This is a genomic window from Aeromonas sp. FL131 (assembly GCF_049860615.1).
In the GTDB taxonomy this organism is placed as follows: Bacteria; Pseudomonadota; Gammaproteobacteria; order Enterobacterales; family Aeromonadaceae; genus Aeromonas; species Aeromonas hydrophila.
The window spans coordinates 730,349-746,914 of sequence record NZ_CP187595.1 but is presented as its reverse complement, the minus strand read 5'-3'; the positions used below and the strand labels follow the sequence as shown (position 1 = coordinate 746,914).

The 16,566-nt window shown below is 56.5% G+C and carries 11 protein-coding genes and 4 pseudogenes; 7 read left to right on the top strand and 8 right to left on the bottom strand.

What is annotated here, in order from left to right; all coding sequences use genetic code 11:
• Window positions 1-478: 478 nt before the first annotated feature.
• Together ACPW75_RS03625 and ACPW75_RS03620 are read right to left on the bottom strand one after the other, a co-directional pair.
• Window positions 479-730: pseudogene (locus ACPW75_RS03625) on the bottom strand (Tn3 family transposase); the annotation flags it as partial.
• Window positions 731-1,099: pseudogene (locus ACPW75_RS03620) on the bottom strand (recombinase family protein); the annotation flags it as partial.
• 308 nt (window positions 1,100-1,407) lie between these two features.
• Between ACPW75_RS03620 and ACPW75_RS03615 the strand changes: the two are divergent.
• Complete coding sequence (locus tag ACPW75_RS03615) at window positions 1,408-2,985, top strand: methyl-accepting chemotaxis protein (protein WP_024946372.1); 1,578 nt, start codon at window positions 1,408-1,410, stop codon at window positions 2,983-2,985.
• A gap of 134 nt (window positions 2,986-3,119) precedes the next feature.
• Here ACPW75_RS03615 and ACPW75_RS03610 read toward each other — a convergent pair whose 3' ends face one another.
• Together ACPW75_RS03610 and ACPW75_RS03605 are read right to left on the bottom strand one after the other, a co-directional pair.
• Window positions 3,120-3,485 carry a hypothetical protein gene (locus tag ACPW75_RS03610; protein ID WP_024946371.1) on the bottom strand — a complete coding sequence of 122 codons (366 nt, stop codon included), beginning with the start codon at window positions 3,483-3,485 and terminating at the stop codon, window positions 3,120-3,122.
• Window positions 3,486-3,810: 325 nt separating this feature from the next.
• The gene (locus ACPW75_RS03605) at window positions 3,811-5,148 is read right to left on the bottom strand and encodes an IS4-like element ISAeme15 family transposase (RefSeq protein ID WP_024945976.1); all 1,338 of its coding nucleotides are present in this window, start codon (window positions 5,146-5,148) and stop codon (window positions 3,811-3,813) included.
• Between the two features lie 253 nt (window positions 5,149-5,401).
• On the opposite strand from ACPW75_RS03605, the gene ACPW75_RS03600 reads away from it, so the two are divergent.
• Window positions 5,402-6,352: an IS1595-like element ISKpn3 family transposase gene (locus ACPW75_RS03600; protein WP_080689213.1), complete on the top strand. Its 951-nt coding sequence runs from the start codon at window positions 5,402-5,404 to the stop codon at window positions 6,350-6,352.
• Between the two features lie 4 nt (window positions 6,353-6,356).
• Here ACPW75_RS03600 and ACPW75_RS03595 read toward each other — a convergent pair.
• Window positions 6,357-7,070 (bottom strand): annotated as a pseudogene (locus tag ACPW75_RS03595) (IS110 family transposase); the annotation flags it as partial.
• Window positions 7,071-7,156: 86 nt separating this feature from the next.
• Between ACPW75_RS03595 and ACPW75_RS03590 the strand changes: the two are divergent.
• Window positions 7,157-7,795, top strand: a pseudogene (locus ACPW75_RS03590) (IS5 family transposase); the annotation flags it as partial.
• Window positions 7,796-8,052: 257 nt separating this feature from the next.
• Here the strand turns inward: ACPW75_RS03590 and ACPW75_RS03585 are convergent.
• The 3 genes from ACPW75_RS03585 to fdhD all read right to left on the bottom strand — a co-directional run bounded on the left by ACPW75_RS03585 (window position 8,053) and on the right by fdhD (window position 12,827).
• Window positions 8,053-9,423: a tyrosine-type recombinase/integrase gene (locus ACPW75_RS03585; protein WP_042863034.1), complete on the bottom strand. Its 1,371-nt coding sequence runs from the start codon at window positions 9,421-9,423 to the stop codon at window positions 8,053-8,055.
• A gap of 322 nt (window positions 9,424-9,745) precedes the next feature.
• A complete protein-coding gene (locus tag ACPW75_RS03580; protein WP_077098278.1) occupies window positions 9,746-12,034 on the bottom strand; it encodes an FdhF/YdeP family oxidoreductase in 2,289 nt (762 codons plus the stop codon).
• Window positions 12,021-12,827: a formate dehydrogenase accessory sulfurtransferase FdhD gene (gene fdhD / locus ACPW75_RS03575; protein WP_179101546.1), complete on the bottom strand. Its 807-nt coding sequence runs from the start codon at window positions 12,825-12,827 to the stop codon at window positions 12,021-12,023. The genes ACPW75_RS03580 and fdhD overlap by 14 nt, the downstream gene beginning before the upstream one ends.
• Window positions 12,828-12,975: 148 nt before the next feature.
• On the opposite strand from fdhD, the gene ACPW75_RS03570 reads away from it, so the two are divergent.
• The 4 genes from ACPW75_RS03570 to ACPW75_RS03555 all read left to right on the top strand — a co-directional run bounded on the left by ACPW75_RS03570 (window position 12,976) and on the right by ACPW75_RS03555 (window position 16,223).
• Window positions 12,976-13,890 carry a LysR family transcriptional regulator gene (locus ACPW75_RS03570; RefSeq protein WP_077098282.1) on the top strand — a complete coding sequence of 305 codons (915 nt, stop codon included), beginning with the start codon at window positions 12,976-12,978 and terminating at the stop codon, window positions 13,888-13,890.
• Window positions 13,891-14,304: 414 nt separating this feature from the next.
• Window positions 14,305-14,877, top strand: coding sequence for a TetR/AcrR family transcriptional regulator (locus ACPW75_RS03565; RefSeq protein ID WP_179101550.1), 573 nt, complete (start codon window positions 14,305-14,307; stop codon window positions 14,875-14,877).
• A 21-nt stretch (window positions 14,878-14,898) separates the two neighbouring features.
• The gene (locus tag ACPW75_RS03560; RefSeq protein ID WP_077098386.1) at window positions 14,899-15,708 is read left to right on the top strand and encodes a winged helix-turn-helix domain-containing protein; all 810 of its coding nucleotides are present in this window, start codon (window positions 14,899-14,901) and stop codon (window positions 15,706-15,708) included.
• A complete protein-coding gene (locus ACPW75_RS03555) occupies window positions 15,708-16,223 on the top strand; it encodes a FidL-like protein (protein ID WP_024946440.1) in 516 nt (171 codons plus the stop codon). The genes ACPW75_RS03560 and ACPW75_RS03555 overlap by 1 nt, the downstream gene beginning before the upstream one ends.
• Window positions 16,224-16,566: the final 343 nt, after the last annotated feature.

Genomic DNA, 16,566 nt, shown 5'->3' with positions numbered 1-16,566 from the left:
TCTCTTCGGCACCGCTTAGGAAGGATGTGAACTAGAACACTAGGCAAACCGCTGGCCATCCCCGGCCCCGGCCCGGCGGCGAACCTCCCAGGCGAAACACCAGCCCCCCGGCGCTCAATGTCGCACCAAGACATTGAGGGGTGACCGGCGACTCCCGCACCAGGCAAACCGCTGGCCATCCCCGGCACCGGCCCGGCGGCGAACCCCCCAGGCGAAACACCAGGCCCCCGGCGCTCGATGTCGCACCACGACATTGAGGGGTGACCGGCGACTCCCGCACCAGGCAAACCGCTGGCCATCCCCGGCACCGGCCCGGCGGCGAACCTTCCAGGCTAAAAGAACAAGGGTGGGGAAACACGGAACCGCTTGCTCAGTGCTTCAATGTGTTGCTTAATTCAGCTTCTTCCCGTCTGCGGCGTTCAAGAGCTTGCTGACATTCGATTTAGGGGAGCCCGCAGAATTCGGAAAAAATCGTACGCTAAGGTTTTCCGGGCATCCGTAGGGGCCGAAACTTCCCGTCTTCCAGTCTGCGGCTCTGCCGCCAGACGTAATCGCCGGTTAGGTTGATGTGCTCCCAGCCCAGAGGCGACAGGAATTGCAGCAGCTCGCCGTCCACCGGCTTGCCGGCCTCGACCAACCCCTGGGTGGCGCGCTCCAGGTACACCGTGTTCCACAGCACGATAGCCGCCGTCACCAGGTTGAGGCCGCTGGCCCGGTAGCGCTGCTGCTCACGGATCAGCGCACGCTCGAACTCGGCGAAGGCCCCCATCACCGACAGCATCAGGTTGGCCATCGGCGAGTCCTCGCCGGTGAATACCAGCCCCTCCTTCAAGAACTCGATGCGTACGCCGCGCTGGGTCAGCTTCTGTACAAGGCGGCGCAGGTCGTCGAGGTTGCGGGCCAGACGATCCATGCTGTGCACCACCACGGTGTCGCCCTCGCGGACGAAGCTCAGTAGCGCTTCGAGCTGGGGGCGCTGGGTGTCCTTGCCCGAGGCTTTGTCGGTGAACACCTTGCTCACCTGGGTCTGTTCCAGCTGGCGTTCCGGGTTCTGGTCGAAGCTGCTGACCCGGACGTAGCCGATGCGGTGCCCCTGCACGATGTCTCCTTGGTTGAAGGCGGCTTAAGTGCTCCTTCTGTTCCGTTGTGCCTCAAACCCCGTTTCTGTCAGGCTGAAATCTATGACCTTCGCGGGCATGTGTCAAAAAATGCGAAAGATGACTCTATTCTGACGAAGCGGCGCGGCCTTGCCTGACATCCAGTTAGGGTATAACCTAGATTTACATGCGCAATGCAACCCTTAACTTGCTGCACCTATCGTGTCCATGCTAGCTTTATCCTAACGCTAAAGAAATTGGGCTTAATGCCGAACACAATAAAATAAAACAGCCAACTCTTGAGGCTCTTATGCGCCAGAATTTACCAGTGACGGGTCGAAACTTAGAACTCCCAAAAGATGCCAATATTCTTTCGACTACCTCCCCTCAAAGCCATATCACGTACGTTAATCCTGACTTCATTAAAATCAGTGGTTTCACTGAGGAAGAACTATTAGGCCAGCCTCACAACATCGTAAGACACCCAGATATGCCGCCTGCTGCATTTGAGCATATGTGGAGTACATTAAAATCTGGCCGCTCATGGATGGGGCTAGTAAAAAATCGCTGTAAAAATGGCGACCACTATTGGGTAAGTGCTTATGTAACGCCAATAGCTAAGAATGGTTCGATTGTTGAATACCAGTCTGTAAGGACCAAGCCTGAACCTGAGCAGGTTTTGGCTGCGGAAAAATTATATGCTCAATTGAGAAGCGGGAAGGCCGCGAGGCCGAAATGGGTTGCTAGCTTTTCCGTGAAAATACTCTTGCTCATATGGGGTAGTATTATATCAAGCGCAATGGCTGCCGGCATGCTTACTGATACATCAATAAACAGCTTATTGTTAGCTACTTTAATGTCAGGAAGCTTAAGCTCTGTTAGTGTTTTGGCTATTCTCTCTCCTCTTGGAAGACTGGTTGAAAGAGCCAAGAATATTTCCAATAACCCATTAAGTCAATCCGTCTACACTGGGCGCACCGATGAGTTTGGCCAAATAGAGTTTGCTTTACGAATGATGCAAGCTGAAACAGGCGCCGTAGTAGGTCGCATAGATGATGCATCAAATCGGCTTAGCGAACACACCCGAGGCCTACTAAAGGATATTGAGTCAAGCAATGTACTTACAGTTGAGCAGCAGGCAGAGACAGATCAAATAGCAACGGCAGTAAACCAAATGACTGCAAGCATTCAAGAGGTTGCGAGCAATGCACAGCATGCTGCAGATGCGGCCGGAAGAGCAGACACTGAGACGGCATCTGGCCAGCGTCTGGTAGCCCACACAAGCCAGTCAATCACTGCCCTTGAAGGTGAAATTAGGCAAGCCGCTCAGGTTATTCATGAGCTTGAAGGTCAAAGTAACGAGATATCAAAAATTCTTGACGTTATACGAGGGATCGCCGATCAAACGAATTTGTTGGCACTCAACGCAGCAATTGAGGCCGCGCGTGCTGGTGAGCAGGGGCGTGGTTTTGCTGTTGTCGCCGATGAGGTTCGCAGTCTTGCTGCTCGCACCCAGCAATCGACAACGGATATTCAAAGCATGATCAGCGCTCTACAAGAGCGAGCGCAATCCGCTGTTACAGTCATGGAGCAAAGTGGTCGGCAAGCGCACACGAGTGTAGCTCACGCAGAGGAAGCAGCTACAGCTCTTGATGGAATTGGCCAACGTGTTAACGAAATTACCGACATGAACGCGCAAATAGCGACTGCGGTCGAGCAGCAGGGAGCAGTAAGTGAAGACATCAACCGCAGTATTAACAATATACGCGATGCTGCTGATACCAATGTACAGACCGGGCAGAATAATTTGCAAAGTGCGAAATCTGTCGCTCAGTTAACTAGCGCTCTGAGCGAACTGGCAAAACAGTTTTGGGAAAAACGAGGATAACGCTTTTCAGTATCTCGACAGGGATAACTTACTTTACCATCGGTTATCCCTTTTAGCCGCACAAATTTTAGCCATGGCTTTTCAGGAAGTCAGGGCTATCAGAATGGCCTTAGAAAGGCCTAGTCAAAGAGCTGTCACGAGAACACCGTTAGCTTAGCGTACGATTTTTTCCGAATTCTGCGGTTCCCCCATTTAGACCCCAGCTCGGGGAGATCGGCCACTCCGAGGTGGTGTTGGCTCATCAGCGTCTTCAATACCGCGATGCCCGGCGCCACGCCAGACACAGCCAGGTTGAAAGCGGTGAACTCCTCGGAGCGGTCCTCCCATTGCTCTATGCTGGTGGCCAGCATGACGATCAGCCCCTTGTTGGTGTCGTAGTCGTCCACCAGCTCATCCATCAACGCCAGGGCTTCTTCATACTCATCCTGGTTATTGATCTGAGTGAGGTAGGGCATCTGGCCCAACGCCTCTCTAATCGTCACGAGTGCGTGATTCATCATGATGGTTACGCCTTTGCTCGCCGGTATTTGGCGGTCAGCTTGTCGTATTCGGCATGGCTGACGATATGCTTGACGTACATGCGGTTATCTCGGAACTCAATTGGCCGATGCCGAAATTCAAGGCGGCGCACCGGCCCTTGCGAAAGTTGCCGTTCGGCAGATCCAAGGCCAGATTAACACCCTACCTGACGAGAGCCCCTTAGTATCAGTCGGGAAGGGCCTGATCCTTCGCTACGGTGAAACTGGCGCATGTGTTGAGCCGGTTGGTGGATAAAAATAAGCATCATCCTTGAAAAGAAAACCCCGCCATCAGGCGCAATGCTGTTCACTTAAGCGGAGCCGCATTGCGATTTACCGGAAAACGGGTCTTTGATATCTTCACCGCCCTGGGTCTCGATGGCCTGGGGCGTTTTTCTATGAACATGACGCCTATGCAGCCCCGCAACTCCGCCAACCTCCGTGGCGTATGGGCTGGCGATAACGCGCCCGCCATCACTGCCATCTGGTTCGCGATGAAATGACAGGCAAACTTAAAGCTCACCTCATTGGGCGCTCGCTGATGGGCTACGGCGGCCTGGCTGGCCTCCCGCCTGACCAGATTGTATCCAAGCAGCAATCCCCACAGCTCCTGATAGACCAAGTCCACTTTCTTGCTTCTCAGCGTGATGGCGTTGTGCTGCATCGCGCTTTTGATATCCCGGTATCCCAGCTCGATTTCCCAGCGCTCGTGGTACAGGGTCGCCACCTGAGCTGCGCTGAATCGCGCCACGGGCAGGGAGGTAAAGACCGTTTTCTCCTTGCCTGCCACCTCATAGGTCACTGCGCGAACTTGCCAGTGTGTCGGCAACGCCGGGTTTTTCTTGCGAGCCTGAGGCGAGACCGTCATTTGCAACAGACGGTCACCGTCGCCATAGCGCTCAAGTTCCGTGTATACCAGCCCCTTGCGTTCCGGGATGAGCCAGTGACGGTCGGTGTCTTCGGCCTGAATACGCAGCAACAGGTCGGCACCGAAGAAGCCTTTATCCAGCAGGGTCACTGACTTGTCCGGCAATGAGTGAATGAACTCGCTGGCCAGGGGGATTTCCCCTTTGCGGTACGGGCTGATGGCCGCGTTGGCAATGACATGCGAGCGGACATTCATGAGCGTGACCAACCGCAGCATCGGGTAGGGTGTCTGCCGGTTGGTTGAGGTGTTACCCGAGCCGAAATGTGCTCTGAGTTCAGGCATATCCTGGGTTCGGAACAGGGCCCCATCGATGGCAAAGACCTGTAAACCGTGCCAATGGTCTTCAGGATAACGTTCCCGCCCCCACACATCGGCGCACTGTTTGAACAGCCACTCGAGCGGCTGTTTGCCGAGTCGCTGACGGGCCTGAGACAGGGCACTGTCCGCGAGCAAGGCATCATTGGCCAACCCTTCTGCACAGATGTTGAGGCGCCGAGCGACCTCGGAGATAGGCTCATTGCGGAAAAAGGCCATCCCCACGACGAGCCACAAGACCATATCAGAAGGTAAGCGGCGTCGGCGGATAGTGGCCTTTTCAGACAAGGCGGCAGCGGCAGTAATCCATTCGTCGGGAATATGGTCGGCAAAAATGGCCAGCCGAGCCAGCATGTCGCCAGATGCCTCAACAACATCGTTCAGATCGTTTGCAATAGACATAAAAAAATCCGGAACCAGTGATTGGTTCCGGATTGTCCTACAGCAGAAGGATCGGTCAATGGATCCTTAACTGATCAGCATTGCGCCATCAGGCGGGGAAATTTTAGGTTCATCGCGGCTTTCCGGGGAAGGCCGCCTTGATTTTCAGAAAAAAGTATTCTGAGTCCCTAAATCCATACCTGATTACCCATGATTAGCAGTCAGTTACCACGAACTATACTGATCTTACGTACAGTTATCGAGGTGCGAGATCATGGCCAAAAGCAAAATCCAATTCCAGAAAGGCTACAGCCTGTTTGAGTTTCTCAAGGACTATGGCACTGAGGCTCAGTGCGAAAACGCGCTGTTCACTTGGCGTTTTCCTAACGGCTTTGTCTGCCCTGAATGTGCCAACAAGACCTGTTGTCGCCTGAGAAGGCGGCCACGTGTGTGGCAATGCAATCACTGCCGTCACCAGATGTCATTGACTGGAAACACGATTTTCGCAAACACCAAGCTCCCACTGACCAAGTGGTTTCTGGCAATGCACCTGTTGTCACAAACCAAAACAGGCTTGTCAGCGATGGAGCTAAAGCGCCAGTTGGGCGTCAAATATGACACCGCCTGGATGCTCAAGCACAAGCTGCTGCAAGCCATGAAAGAGTCCGATGACAAGCAGCCCATCAGCGGCATCATTCAGCTCGATGATGTCTACTGGGGTGGCGAGCGCCGTGGTGGCAAACGGGGTCGGGGCGCGGCAGGCAAGACGCCGTTTGTGGCAGCAGTGGCCCTGAACAAGGAAGGACATCCAATCAAGATGCGGATGACGGTGGTCGATGGTTTCAAAACCAAGTCCGTTGCTGATTGGGCAAAACGGCATATTGCCAGTGGTAGCGCGGTGATATCCGATGGATTGGCCTGTTTCAAAGCGGTCAAGGAGGCCAATTGTGAGCACCTGGGTGTTGTCACCGGGGGCAACCTTGATTTGCTGGATCATCCGGCATTCAACTGGGTAAACACGATGATAGGGAATGTGAAGAACTCGCTGCGGGGCAGTTGTCATAAGCTCGGAGCGAAGCATTTACCAAGGCATCTTGCTGAATACTGCTTCCGGTTTAATCATCGTTTTGACCTCAATAGCATGTTGGTAGAATTGGGGCATGCAGTCGTGGCAAGCCCTCCGATGCCATATCGACTCTTGAAGCTGGCTGAGGGTCATGGGTAATCAGGAAACTTTTTGCGTCTCCGACGGAGGCGATCAAGGCACTCGCGGTGAGCGGGCCGATCCCCGGGATCTGCGCCAGCTTCTTGCTGGCGACGTTCTCACGATGCCAGCTCTGGAGTTGGACCTCTAGTTCCTGAACCTGCCGGTCGAGCGCCTTGAGATGCTCCCCCAGGCGCTCGAGCAATTGCCGAAACGTCCCTGGCAACCCGTTCTCGTACTCCTCTAGGATCTCGGGCAGATGCTTGCCAATGTGGGCAATGCCTTTAGGGATGATGATCCCGTGTTCTGCCAGCAGACCACGTAGCTGGTTGGCCTGTGCGGTCCTCGCCTTAACAAAGCCTTGTCGGGCGCGGTGCAGCGCTAGGACGGCTAACTGCTCACTACTCTTCATTGGCACAAACCGCATGTTCGGCCGGCTCACCGCTTCGCAGATCGCCTCAGCATCCGCCGCATCGTTCTTGTTGGTCTTCACGTAGGGTTTAACAAACTGCGGGGCCATCAGTTTAACGGTATGTCCTAGCCCTTGCAGTTTTCTGGCCCAATAGTGGGCGCTGCTACAGGCTTCCATGCCAACCAGACAGGGTGGCAGATTGGCAAAAAAGCTGATCATTTGTGCCCGCTTGAGCTGCTTGTTAAACAGGCACTTACCGTGTTCGTTCACACCGTGTATCTGGAAAATCGCTTTCGCCAAATCGATCCCGATAGTTTTAACGTTCATGTTGATCGCTCCGCTCACATTGATGAATGTATCGTCCCACACGTTGGCACAGGTGCTGCCAGTTTAGGAGGGGCGACCATCCCATTAGCTGTATCAGCAAGCGCGCCAAGACGGTCGAAATCAAGTACCGCCTATCGAGCCATGGCCCAGTGGCTCACCTGGTCATCGATGCCACCGGACTCAAGGTCTATGGCGAAGGCGAATGGAAAATTCGCAAGCACGGCAAGGAGAAACGCCGCGTCTGGCGCAAGCTTCACCTGGCCGTAGATGCGGCGACCCATGCCATCGTTGCAGCCGAAGTCAGCCTGGAAACGGTGGGCGATAACGAGGTGTTGCCCACGCTGCTCAACCCCTTGCGCCGCAAGATAGAACAAGTCAGCGCCGATGGTGCCTATGACACCAGAGCCTGCTATACCCTACTGCAAAAGAAGGGCATCAAGGCCACCATACCGCCGAGAAAGAATGCGGCATTCTGGAAGAAAGGCTATCCACGCAACGAGGCGGTTGCCGCGCTCAAGGCAGGAGAGCTGGAGCAATGGAAAAAGGACTCTGGCTATCATCAGCGCTCGATAGCTGAGACCGCCATGTATCGCTTCAAGCAGCTCATCGGTCCGAAACTGAGTCTGCGGAGCTACAACGCCCAGGTGGGTGAGATCCTGGCTGGGGTAAAAGTCATGAACAAGGTCATAGGGCTTGGTATGCCCATTCGGCAGGCCGTCAACTAAGCCCGCCCGGCGGGTTGGGGAGCGAGTATCCGACTTTGGATTTGATCAACAAGGCCCCATCAGACGAGGGACCTGGTTCGCAGGGGGAGCCATATGCACCAACTGCTCGCCTCGATAGATACCTACACCACCGCTACGCCAGTGACCCGCATCATCACAGAGTCCACGCATCAGGAGTCCATGAGCACCAAGTAAATCATCAGCTGAAGCTGGATCCCAATCAGAAATTGCCTCATAGGTAGCAAGCACAATGAGATTCATTTGATGAACCATTGCCGTTTACCAAAGCAACCTTGAATCACGTTACCCACGACCTCGGTTTGAACGACCGACTCTGGCCGCGCGATATGTTGGTGAACATACTCCCCCCAACGCAAAAACAGCGCTCGTAACTTCTCTGGATTACGCAGCGCCCCAGCCTGATAGGTACGTAACAGCTTGTCGCTGATTTGATGGTTGAGCATGTGCTCGATCTCTAGCGGCCCAGCACCCAGTTCGATACCACAGCAGTTAGCAACGCTGCGGCGAAGGTCATGCACACTGAAGGATTCAAATTCACCCATCTTGCGCTTTTGTAACCGATCAAGCGCACGCATCAACGCATCGCCAGTGATGGCGTGACCGAGCTTTGTGTTCGATTCGAAGACATAGGGGCTGACTAGCGAACAAACCATTCTTTGCTCTTCAATGATGGTCTGAGCCAATGGTGACAGCGTGACAACATGGGGACGCCCGCTCTTGGTTTCGGGGATCGTCCAGCGATCGCCATCCAGATGCGCCCATTGCATCGATATCACTTCACCGCGCCTAACGGCAGTCAGGATAATCATCTTGATAGCATTGGCAACACTACCAGAAAGCACCGTGCTGGCGGCAATACCGCGTCCTCCGCTCGCCAGAGCACCACCGCCTGTCACGCCCTCCTCCAGAGCCAACCACAGGGCTCGTAGCTCTCCAACTGGCAGCCAGCGCTCTCGTGGCGGATTAGGGGTTGCATTATAAATTTTGGGCTTAAGCGCCAGCGTTGGGCTTATCTCCACCAACTGCCGCCGCATGGCCTCCTCCATCACCTGGTTCATGATCCCCATCGCTTTACGCAAACCTTCGAGACTCACTCTCTGGAGTTTCTGGTAATGACGATGTAAGACAGCCATGGAGATATCGCAGACACGCTGTTTACCAAGGTCTTTTTCCAAATGAACTTGGTAGATACGACGATAATCGGATGCCGTTCTCGGACTGATCTCGGTCTGGACGCCATTGCGGCGTTTGACCGTGGATTTGTGAGTTAGCCATTGTTTGAACAACTCATCCAACGTGAGCATTTGCTCGTTCTTCTTTTTGGCATCTGCCACTACCTGGCGAGGGTCGATGCCCTGTTTGACCAGAAGCGAAGCTTGAGCGTGTGCCTCTCTGGCTTGCGCTAATCCCATCGATGGGTAACTACCGAGGGTCATTTTGTGCTGCTTCTGTGCAATGTAGAAGCGATACAACCAGCTTTTTGACGCAGCTCCGGCTCTCGCCTCCAAACTGAGCCCCTTATTGCCACCGCTGGAGACCGTCATCACCACCCTTTGCTTTCCTTCGGAAGGGGTCAGGGCACTACACTCTCTATCAGTCTTGATCATGCCATTCTCGCGTACTTGCTCGCGTACTTAAAAAGCATTGTATAGAGGTAGACACCATTGGACAACGCTGGATGCAGAAAACAAATAAAGCACGAAATATCAAATACTTAACAAAACACCCTTGGACTTTATTCGACAGTATTGGACGCCAGATTATGGACTTCGTAATGCGAAGGTCGGGGGTTCGACTCCTCTTACCGGCACCAATCACGCAAACAACAACGCCGCATGTCTTATGCGGCGTTGTTGTTTATAGGATGTCCGGGCTCTGCAGCAGAGGGCTGGCAGGCTTGAACCGGCTCAAGCCTGCAAACCTCTCAGCTCATAGCAGCAACAGATTGTCCTGTTGACGGGAGGCGGTCACCAGCACCGGGATGGACTTGGAGGTCGGGGTAAACGAGCCCGCCCCTATGCTGTCGATGGGCACTAGCGGGTTGGTCTCCGGATAGTAGGCCGCGATGTTGCCACGCGGGATCTGGTAGATCACCACCACAAAACCGGTCACGCAGCGCTCGCGCCCATCGTTGCAGATGGCCGCCATGTCGACCCGATCCCCTTCGGCAAAGCCAAGCTGGCGAGCATCGGCCTCGTTCATGAACACCACGTTGCGCTGGCCCTTGATGCCGCGATAGCGGTCATCCATGCCGTAGATGGTGGTGTTGTACTGATCGTGAGAGCGCAGGCTCTGCAGCAGCAACACTGGCTGATCCACCATCTGCTCGGCATGGCGGGTACACTCCGGCAACACTGATTGCGGCAGGGTGCTGGCACGAAACTCGGCACTGCCGCTGGCGGTATTCCAAGTCAGCAGCGCCGCGGAGTTATCGAGATGAAAACCGCACGGTTGCTGGATGCGGGCATTGAAATCGGCAAAACCGGCGATGGTCTGCTCGATGAGATCGCGGATACGGCCATAGTCATCGCGCAGGGCCAGCCAGTCGACCCGCTCGCTGCCCACGGTGGCATGAGCCATCCGCGCGACTATATCAGTCTCGGAGAGGCAGAGCGGCGACACCGGCTCGGCCGCGCCGGTCGAGGCGTGCACCATGCTGAAGGTGTCCTCCACCGTGATCTTCTGGTTGCCGCTGCGCTGGATATCGAGCTCGGTGCGGCCGAGGCAGGGCAGGATCAGCGCCGCCTTGCCCACCTGCAGATGACTGCGGTTGAGCTTGGTGCTTATCTGCACATTGAGCCCGGCTTTTTTCATCGCCCCGTAGGTGAAGTCGGTATCGGGCGCCGCTGCCGCCAGGTTGCCACCCAGGCAGATGAGCACCTTGCTCTTGCCCTCGTCCAGCGCCTTGAGCGCTTCGTAAACATTGTGACCACGAGCCCGTGGCAGGTTCACCTGCAGGTGACGCTCAAGCCGGTCGATAAAGGCGGCGGTCGGCTTTTCGTTGATCCCCATGGTGCGGTTGCCCTGCACATTGCTGTGGCCCCGTACCGGACAGAGCCCCGCCCCCGGCTTGCCAATCTGGCCGCGCATCAGGTGCAGGTTGACGATTTCACGAATGGTATCGACCGAGTGTAGATGCTGGGTGACCCCCATGGCCCAGCAGCTGATGATGCTCTGGCTGGCGGCAAACACCCGGGCGGCCTGCACGATCTCGGCGCGAGTCAGGCCGGACTGCTGCTCGATTGCCGCCCAGTCGGTGGCACGCACCTGCGCCTCGTACTCGGCAAAGTGGCGGGTGTGGCGGGCGATGAAGTCGCGATCCACCGCCTCTGGCGCCTCTTCCAAGATGTACTTGGCCATGCCACGGATGGCGGCCATGTCGCCACCCAGTTTCGGCGTCAGGTACTGGTGGCTGATGGTGGTGGCCGCCGGGGTCAGCAGCTCGAGCGGGCTCTGCGGGCTGGCGAAGCGCTCAAGGGCCACCTCTTTCAAGTTGTTGAAGCTGACGATCTTGCAGCCGCCGCGCGCCGCCTGGCGCAGGGCATTCATCATGCGCGGATGGTTGGTACCCGGATTCTGGCCATAGACGAACACCGCATCGGCCTGATCGAAGTCATCCAGCACCACAGTCCCCTTGCCGATGCCGACCGACTGGATCAGCGCCACCCCGCTCGCCTCGTGGCACATGTTGGAGCAGTCGGGGAAGTTGTTGGTGCCAAACAGGCGGCCAAACAGCTGATAAAGATAGGAGGCCTCGTTGCTGGCACGCCCCGAGGTGTAGAACTCCACCTCGTCCGGGCTATTCAGCCCCTTGAGGGTGTCGGCAATCAGGGCGAAGGCATCGTCCCAGCTTACCGGCTCGTAGTGATCGGTCGCCTGGTTGTAGCGCATCGGCTCGGTCAGCCGCCCCTGATACTCGAGCCAGTAGTCGCTCTGGGTGGCCAGCTGGCGCACCGAGTGGGCGGCGAAGAACTCGGCCCCCACCGTCTTGCCGGTGGACTCCCAGGCCACCGCCTTGGCGCCGTTTTCACAAAACTGGAAAGTGCCGTGGTCGTTGTCACCCCAGGCACAGCCCGGGCAGTCGAAGCCGTCGGTCTGGTTGACCCGCAGCAGGTTCTTGATGTTCTGACGGGTCTTCTGGCTGCGCAGCACCTGTTTCATGGTGGATTGCAGGGACGAAAAACCGCCGGCTTTGGCGGGCTTTTCAATATGACTCATGGCACTCTCCGATGGGATCCGCCGGGCGATAGCTCGAATAGCTGACCGGGGCATCAAACTTGGGAATATGAACGACGTTGAGGTTGTATTTGAGGGCCAGCCTGATCGCCAGCTGGCTGGGCGATGCCAGACAGATGAGGTGACGGGCACCAAAGCGGGCGGCTTTTTGCACCAGCTCGCTGCCGCAGCGGCTGGTCACTACTAGGGTGTCGCACGCACTGTGCCGACGCAGCAGCAGGCCGATCAGCTTGTCGAGGGCATTGTGGCGCCCGATATCTTCCCGGCAGTGCAGGATCCGCCCCTCGGCATCCAGCGCCAGCGCCGCATGCAGGGCGCCATGCTGCTGTCCCTTGAGCTGCCACTGGGCGATCTGCGGGCGCAGCCCCGCCAGCAAGGCCCCATCCAGCGGCGGCGTCAGCGGCAACACCGATAGTGCGGGCAGCGCCTGCTCCACCGCCGCCACACCGCAGATGCCGCAACCGGTCGCCCCGGTCAGCCGGCGCTTGTGCTGGGTCAGAGCGGCCAGGGAGCGGTTGGCGATGGTCACATCCAGCACCATCCCCTGCTCGGCCGGCCCAATCTGGATGTCGTGGACCTCGTGGTTGTGCCGGATGATCCCCTCGCCAAACAGAAAGCCGACGGCAAAGTCGTCGAGATCGTCCGGGGTCACCATCATCACCGCATGGTTGATGCCATTGATGTTGATGGCGACGGCTACCTCCTCCACCAGATGATCCAGTGAAGGCGAGGCAGGCAAATTGACGGGGATGTCGACGGGCGTGTAGGCAGGCATGCAGGTTGGCCTAAAAATGCAAACTGCATTCAAGTTTAGAGAGGCGGCAGACGCAAAACCAATGAAATAAATCTATATGGCAATAGAGTTGTTCTATTGACGGCGTTTTTTCAATTGATTAATTTTTAGATTCATCCTCTCCTCCCGAATGATCATGAACATCAAGCAGCTGCACTATTTCCACGAACTGGCCAAACACCAGCATTTTGCCAGAGCGGCCAAGGCCTGCCACATCACCCAGCCGACCCTCTCAGCCAGCATCACGGCGCTGGAGAAGAACCTCGGCACCGATCTGGTGGTGCGTACCAGCCAGTTTGTCGCCCTCACCGAAGCGGGCGAGCTGGTGCGCCAGTATGCCGAGCGGATGCTGCTGGAGCAGGAGGCGCTCAAGCAGGAGCTGGCACTGTTTCATGGCGAGCTCTCCGGCACCTTGCGCATCGGTATCGTGCCCCAGTCCAATGTCGACATCATGCCGCTCATCGCCCGCTGCAAGCAGCGCTACCCCGACATCGTCATCCGTCTCTCGGTGCTCAGCAACGAAGCCCTGCTGTCACAGCTGGAGCTGCACCAGTGCGATATCGGGCTGGGGTTTGACGAGCCGCTCACCGGTGCCGCCAGACAGACCTTCCACCTCTATCCCCAGGGCAACAACCAGATGGCGGTGCTGATGAACCGCGACGAGGCGGATCAGCACCTCCCCGGCAACGAGCTGACCCTGACCGCACTGCAGCAGCGGCCGCTGGTACTGCCCAGCCGCACCATGCAGTTTCGCAAGTATCTGGACCGCGCCGCCGAGCGGGCCGGCATCCGGCTTGACGTGGTGCTGGAAACCGATTCCCTGTTTCACCTGGTGAGCGCCGTGCGCCACCGGCTGGGCTGGGCCATCGTCAGTGCCGGCCTCGCCCGATCCGCCAGCAAGCTCTCGGATCTGCTCTGCCTGCCGCTGGCGCCGCAACGCGACATCGGCCATACCGCCTTCATCACCCGCCAGCACAGCATCACCCCCGCCATGCGCGCCTTCCTCGAACTGGTGCAAGAGGCAGACGCCCCTCTTGAAAAATAAGGTGACGCCAACAAACACACTGCTTTTTTATATTTCTGCCATGGCCAAAGGTGGCAGAAATATATACCTTACCACTGAAAACAATCGCGCCGTGGTTAAATAGAAGAGATAAACACTCAGGAAAATGATTGCTGCAATGAGGTAAGTAAATGACAGCTTAATCCCTATTCCGACTCCTTTAAATAGTTATTCTTCATTGAGAACGACTTTAACCAGGAGATAAAAAAGTCGTGATTCACCGACAAATCAAGTTCTCAAGCAAATCCAATTTAAATATTTAAAGCGACGCTTTCATCTTTATTTAAAGGTTATTTGTGAAGCACCACACAATAACGACTTTTCCTCCCGTTCCCCATTTCCTCATATTGATGGCGATCAAGAATGAACATACCGTCTGGTCGGTATGATTGGGCCATGAACATCGAAACCCAACATAGAAAAAAAGACCCTGTACGTCTTTATCGACAACTGCTGGAGTCGGCCGCCACCATCGCCGGCCGGGATGGTATCGCCGCCCTGTCCTTGAACGCCGTCGCCTATGAGGCCGGGGTGAGCAAGGGGGGCTTGCTGCACCACTTCCCCAACAAGCAGGCGCTGATCTTTGCCCTGTTTGCGCGTCTGCTGGCCATCATGGAAGAGGCCATCTCAGCGCTGATGGCGGCAGACAAGACCGCCTACGGCCGCTTTACCCGTGCTTACCTGCACTATCTCTCTGCTCCTGAATTGACGGACACCCAGGAGAGCCGCCAGCTGATGGTGCTCTCGCTGGCCATGCCGGATGAGCCGGTGCTGCGACAATGCTGGCGTGACTGGATGCTGGCGCATCTGGCACAAGGGGATGATCTGGATAATGGCCATACCGGCACCCTGGTACGTTATGCCGCAGACGGCATCTGGCTATCGGAATTGACCGAAGGGCGCACCATGAGCACCGAGCACCGTCAGGCGCTGGTCAAGACCCTGCATAATATGACACTCCCCACGTGAAGCTGATGGATTGAGGCCGAGATGCGCTACCACATCAATGCCCGCTTCATTTATGACGCGACCGATGGTTCCCTGACTCAGCGGGAAAGCGTTGAGCCGGACAGCCAATTATCCATCACCGCCAATGCGCTGTTTTATTTTTTCTTGCGAAATACCGGAATTGTCAGCCGCGAAGAGGTGCTTAAAAAAGTCTGGGACGATAACGGATTAACCTCATCGAACAGCAACCTCAACCAATACCTGAGCATATTGCGCAAGGCTTTTCGCCACTACGATATCGACAATATCATCATCACGGTGTCGCGCGGTTATTTGCAGCTCAATCCTGAGGTCATCATCGAGCCTATTGAAAATGCGCCTGCACCGGCCATTGAAATAGTGCCTTCGCCCTCCACGGTGGCCGCCGCCGAGCCGGCATTCGACCCTGCCGAATGGCCACTTCCCCTCACCCCCCGTTCACGCGGCATCTGCTGGTACATCGCGGGGGGCTGCATGCTCGCGTTTGCCCTCATGCTGCTGGCATTTGGTCTGTTGAATGGCCGTGAGCCGCGCCCCGTCACCCTGACTGGGATCCCCAACAGCCAGTGCGAATTGCTGGCCAGCGACGAGATGCTGCGCTCGGTCAGCGCCACGACCTATGGTGAGCATTTCGAACAGGTGCGCCAGCGTTTGAACATCAGCTGCAAACCGGGCGAGCGTTTTTTGTTTTTCTACGGGGACAGACTGGAAACCAACGGCCTGGGCCGGGTATTTCTGGCCCACTGCGCCATGCATGAAGACAACCCGTTCAGCTATTGCGACAACTATTTCTACTACTCCTGGAAGCCGTGATGAGACTTGCGCCGCGTCCCTTCTTTCTCTTCTCCTGCACCCTGTTCCTCGCCGCGGCACTCTATGCCTGCTACCAACTGCCCAGCGAAAATGATGGCGTCATGAGCTGCGCCACCAAAGGCATCATGCGCTTTGAGGACATGCACAAAGAGAACGTCAACGGCAACATCCACTTCAATTTCGGCCGCCAAGGGAAAGGCTCCATGGTGGTTGAAGGCTATACCGATTCGGCCGCAGGCTGGCTCTACCTCCAGCGCTACGTCACGTTTACCTACAGCAGCAACCGGGTCTCCGCCACCGAGCGTCAGTACCGCATCAACAAATGGGAAGCGAGCGCCTCCTCCATCGATCAATCGCCGGACGTCATCTTCGACTACTTCATGCGCGAGATGTCCGACAGTCACGATGGGCTGTTTCTGAGTGCCCAGCGGCTCAATCAGCAGGCCATACTGCTGAGCTCCATCAACTCGCCGCTCTGGATCTGCACCCTCAAATCCGGTAGCGAACTGAACTAGTCCCGGCAATACGGCGGATACCCCGGCCCAAGCGTCGATGACGCGCACGTATCGCCCTGCCCCCACAAGCTGACTCGCGCAAGCCCCTGATAACTTTGCCCTCATGCGGCCTGTCCGCCTGTTTGTCCTGAAGGCAATGCCGTGGTGATTGCCTGCCACCCCTTCCCCCGACTGCACATCCGTACCGACAAGACGCCCCTTGCGCATCACCAGGCAGGACCGGCACCCGCAACTTTTCCAGCCCGCCCCATCCCCCCTCGCGCCGGCATCCACATCACTCACACCCCGCTCTCAATGCAGCCTCATCCCGTCTGACCCGCCATCACCACCCTTATCTCTTCTT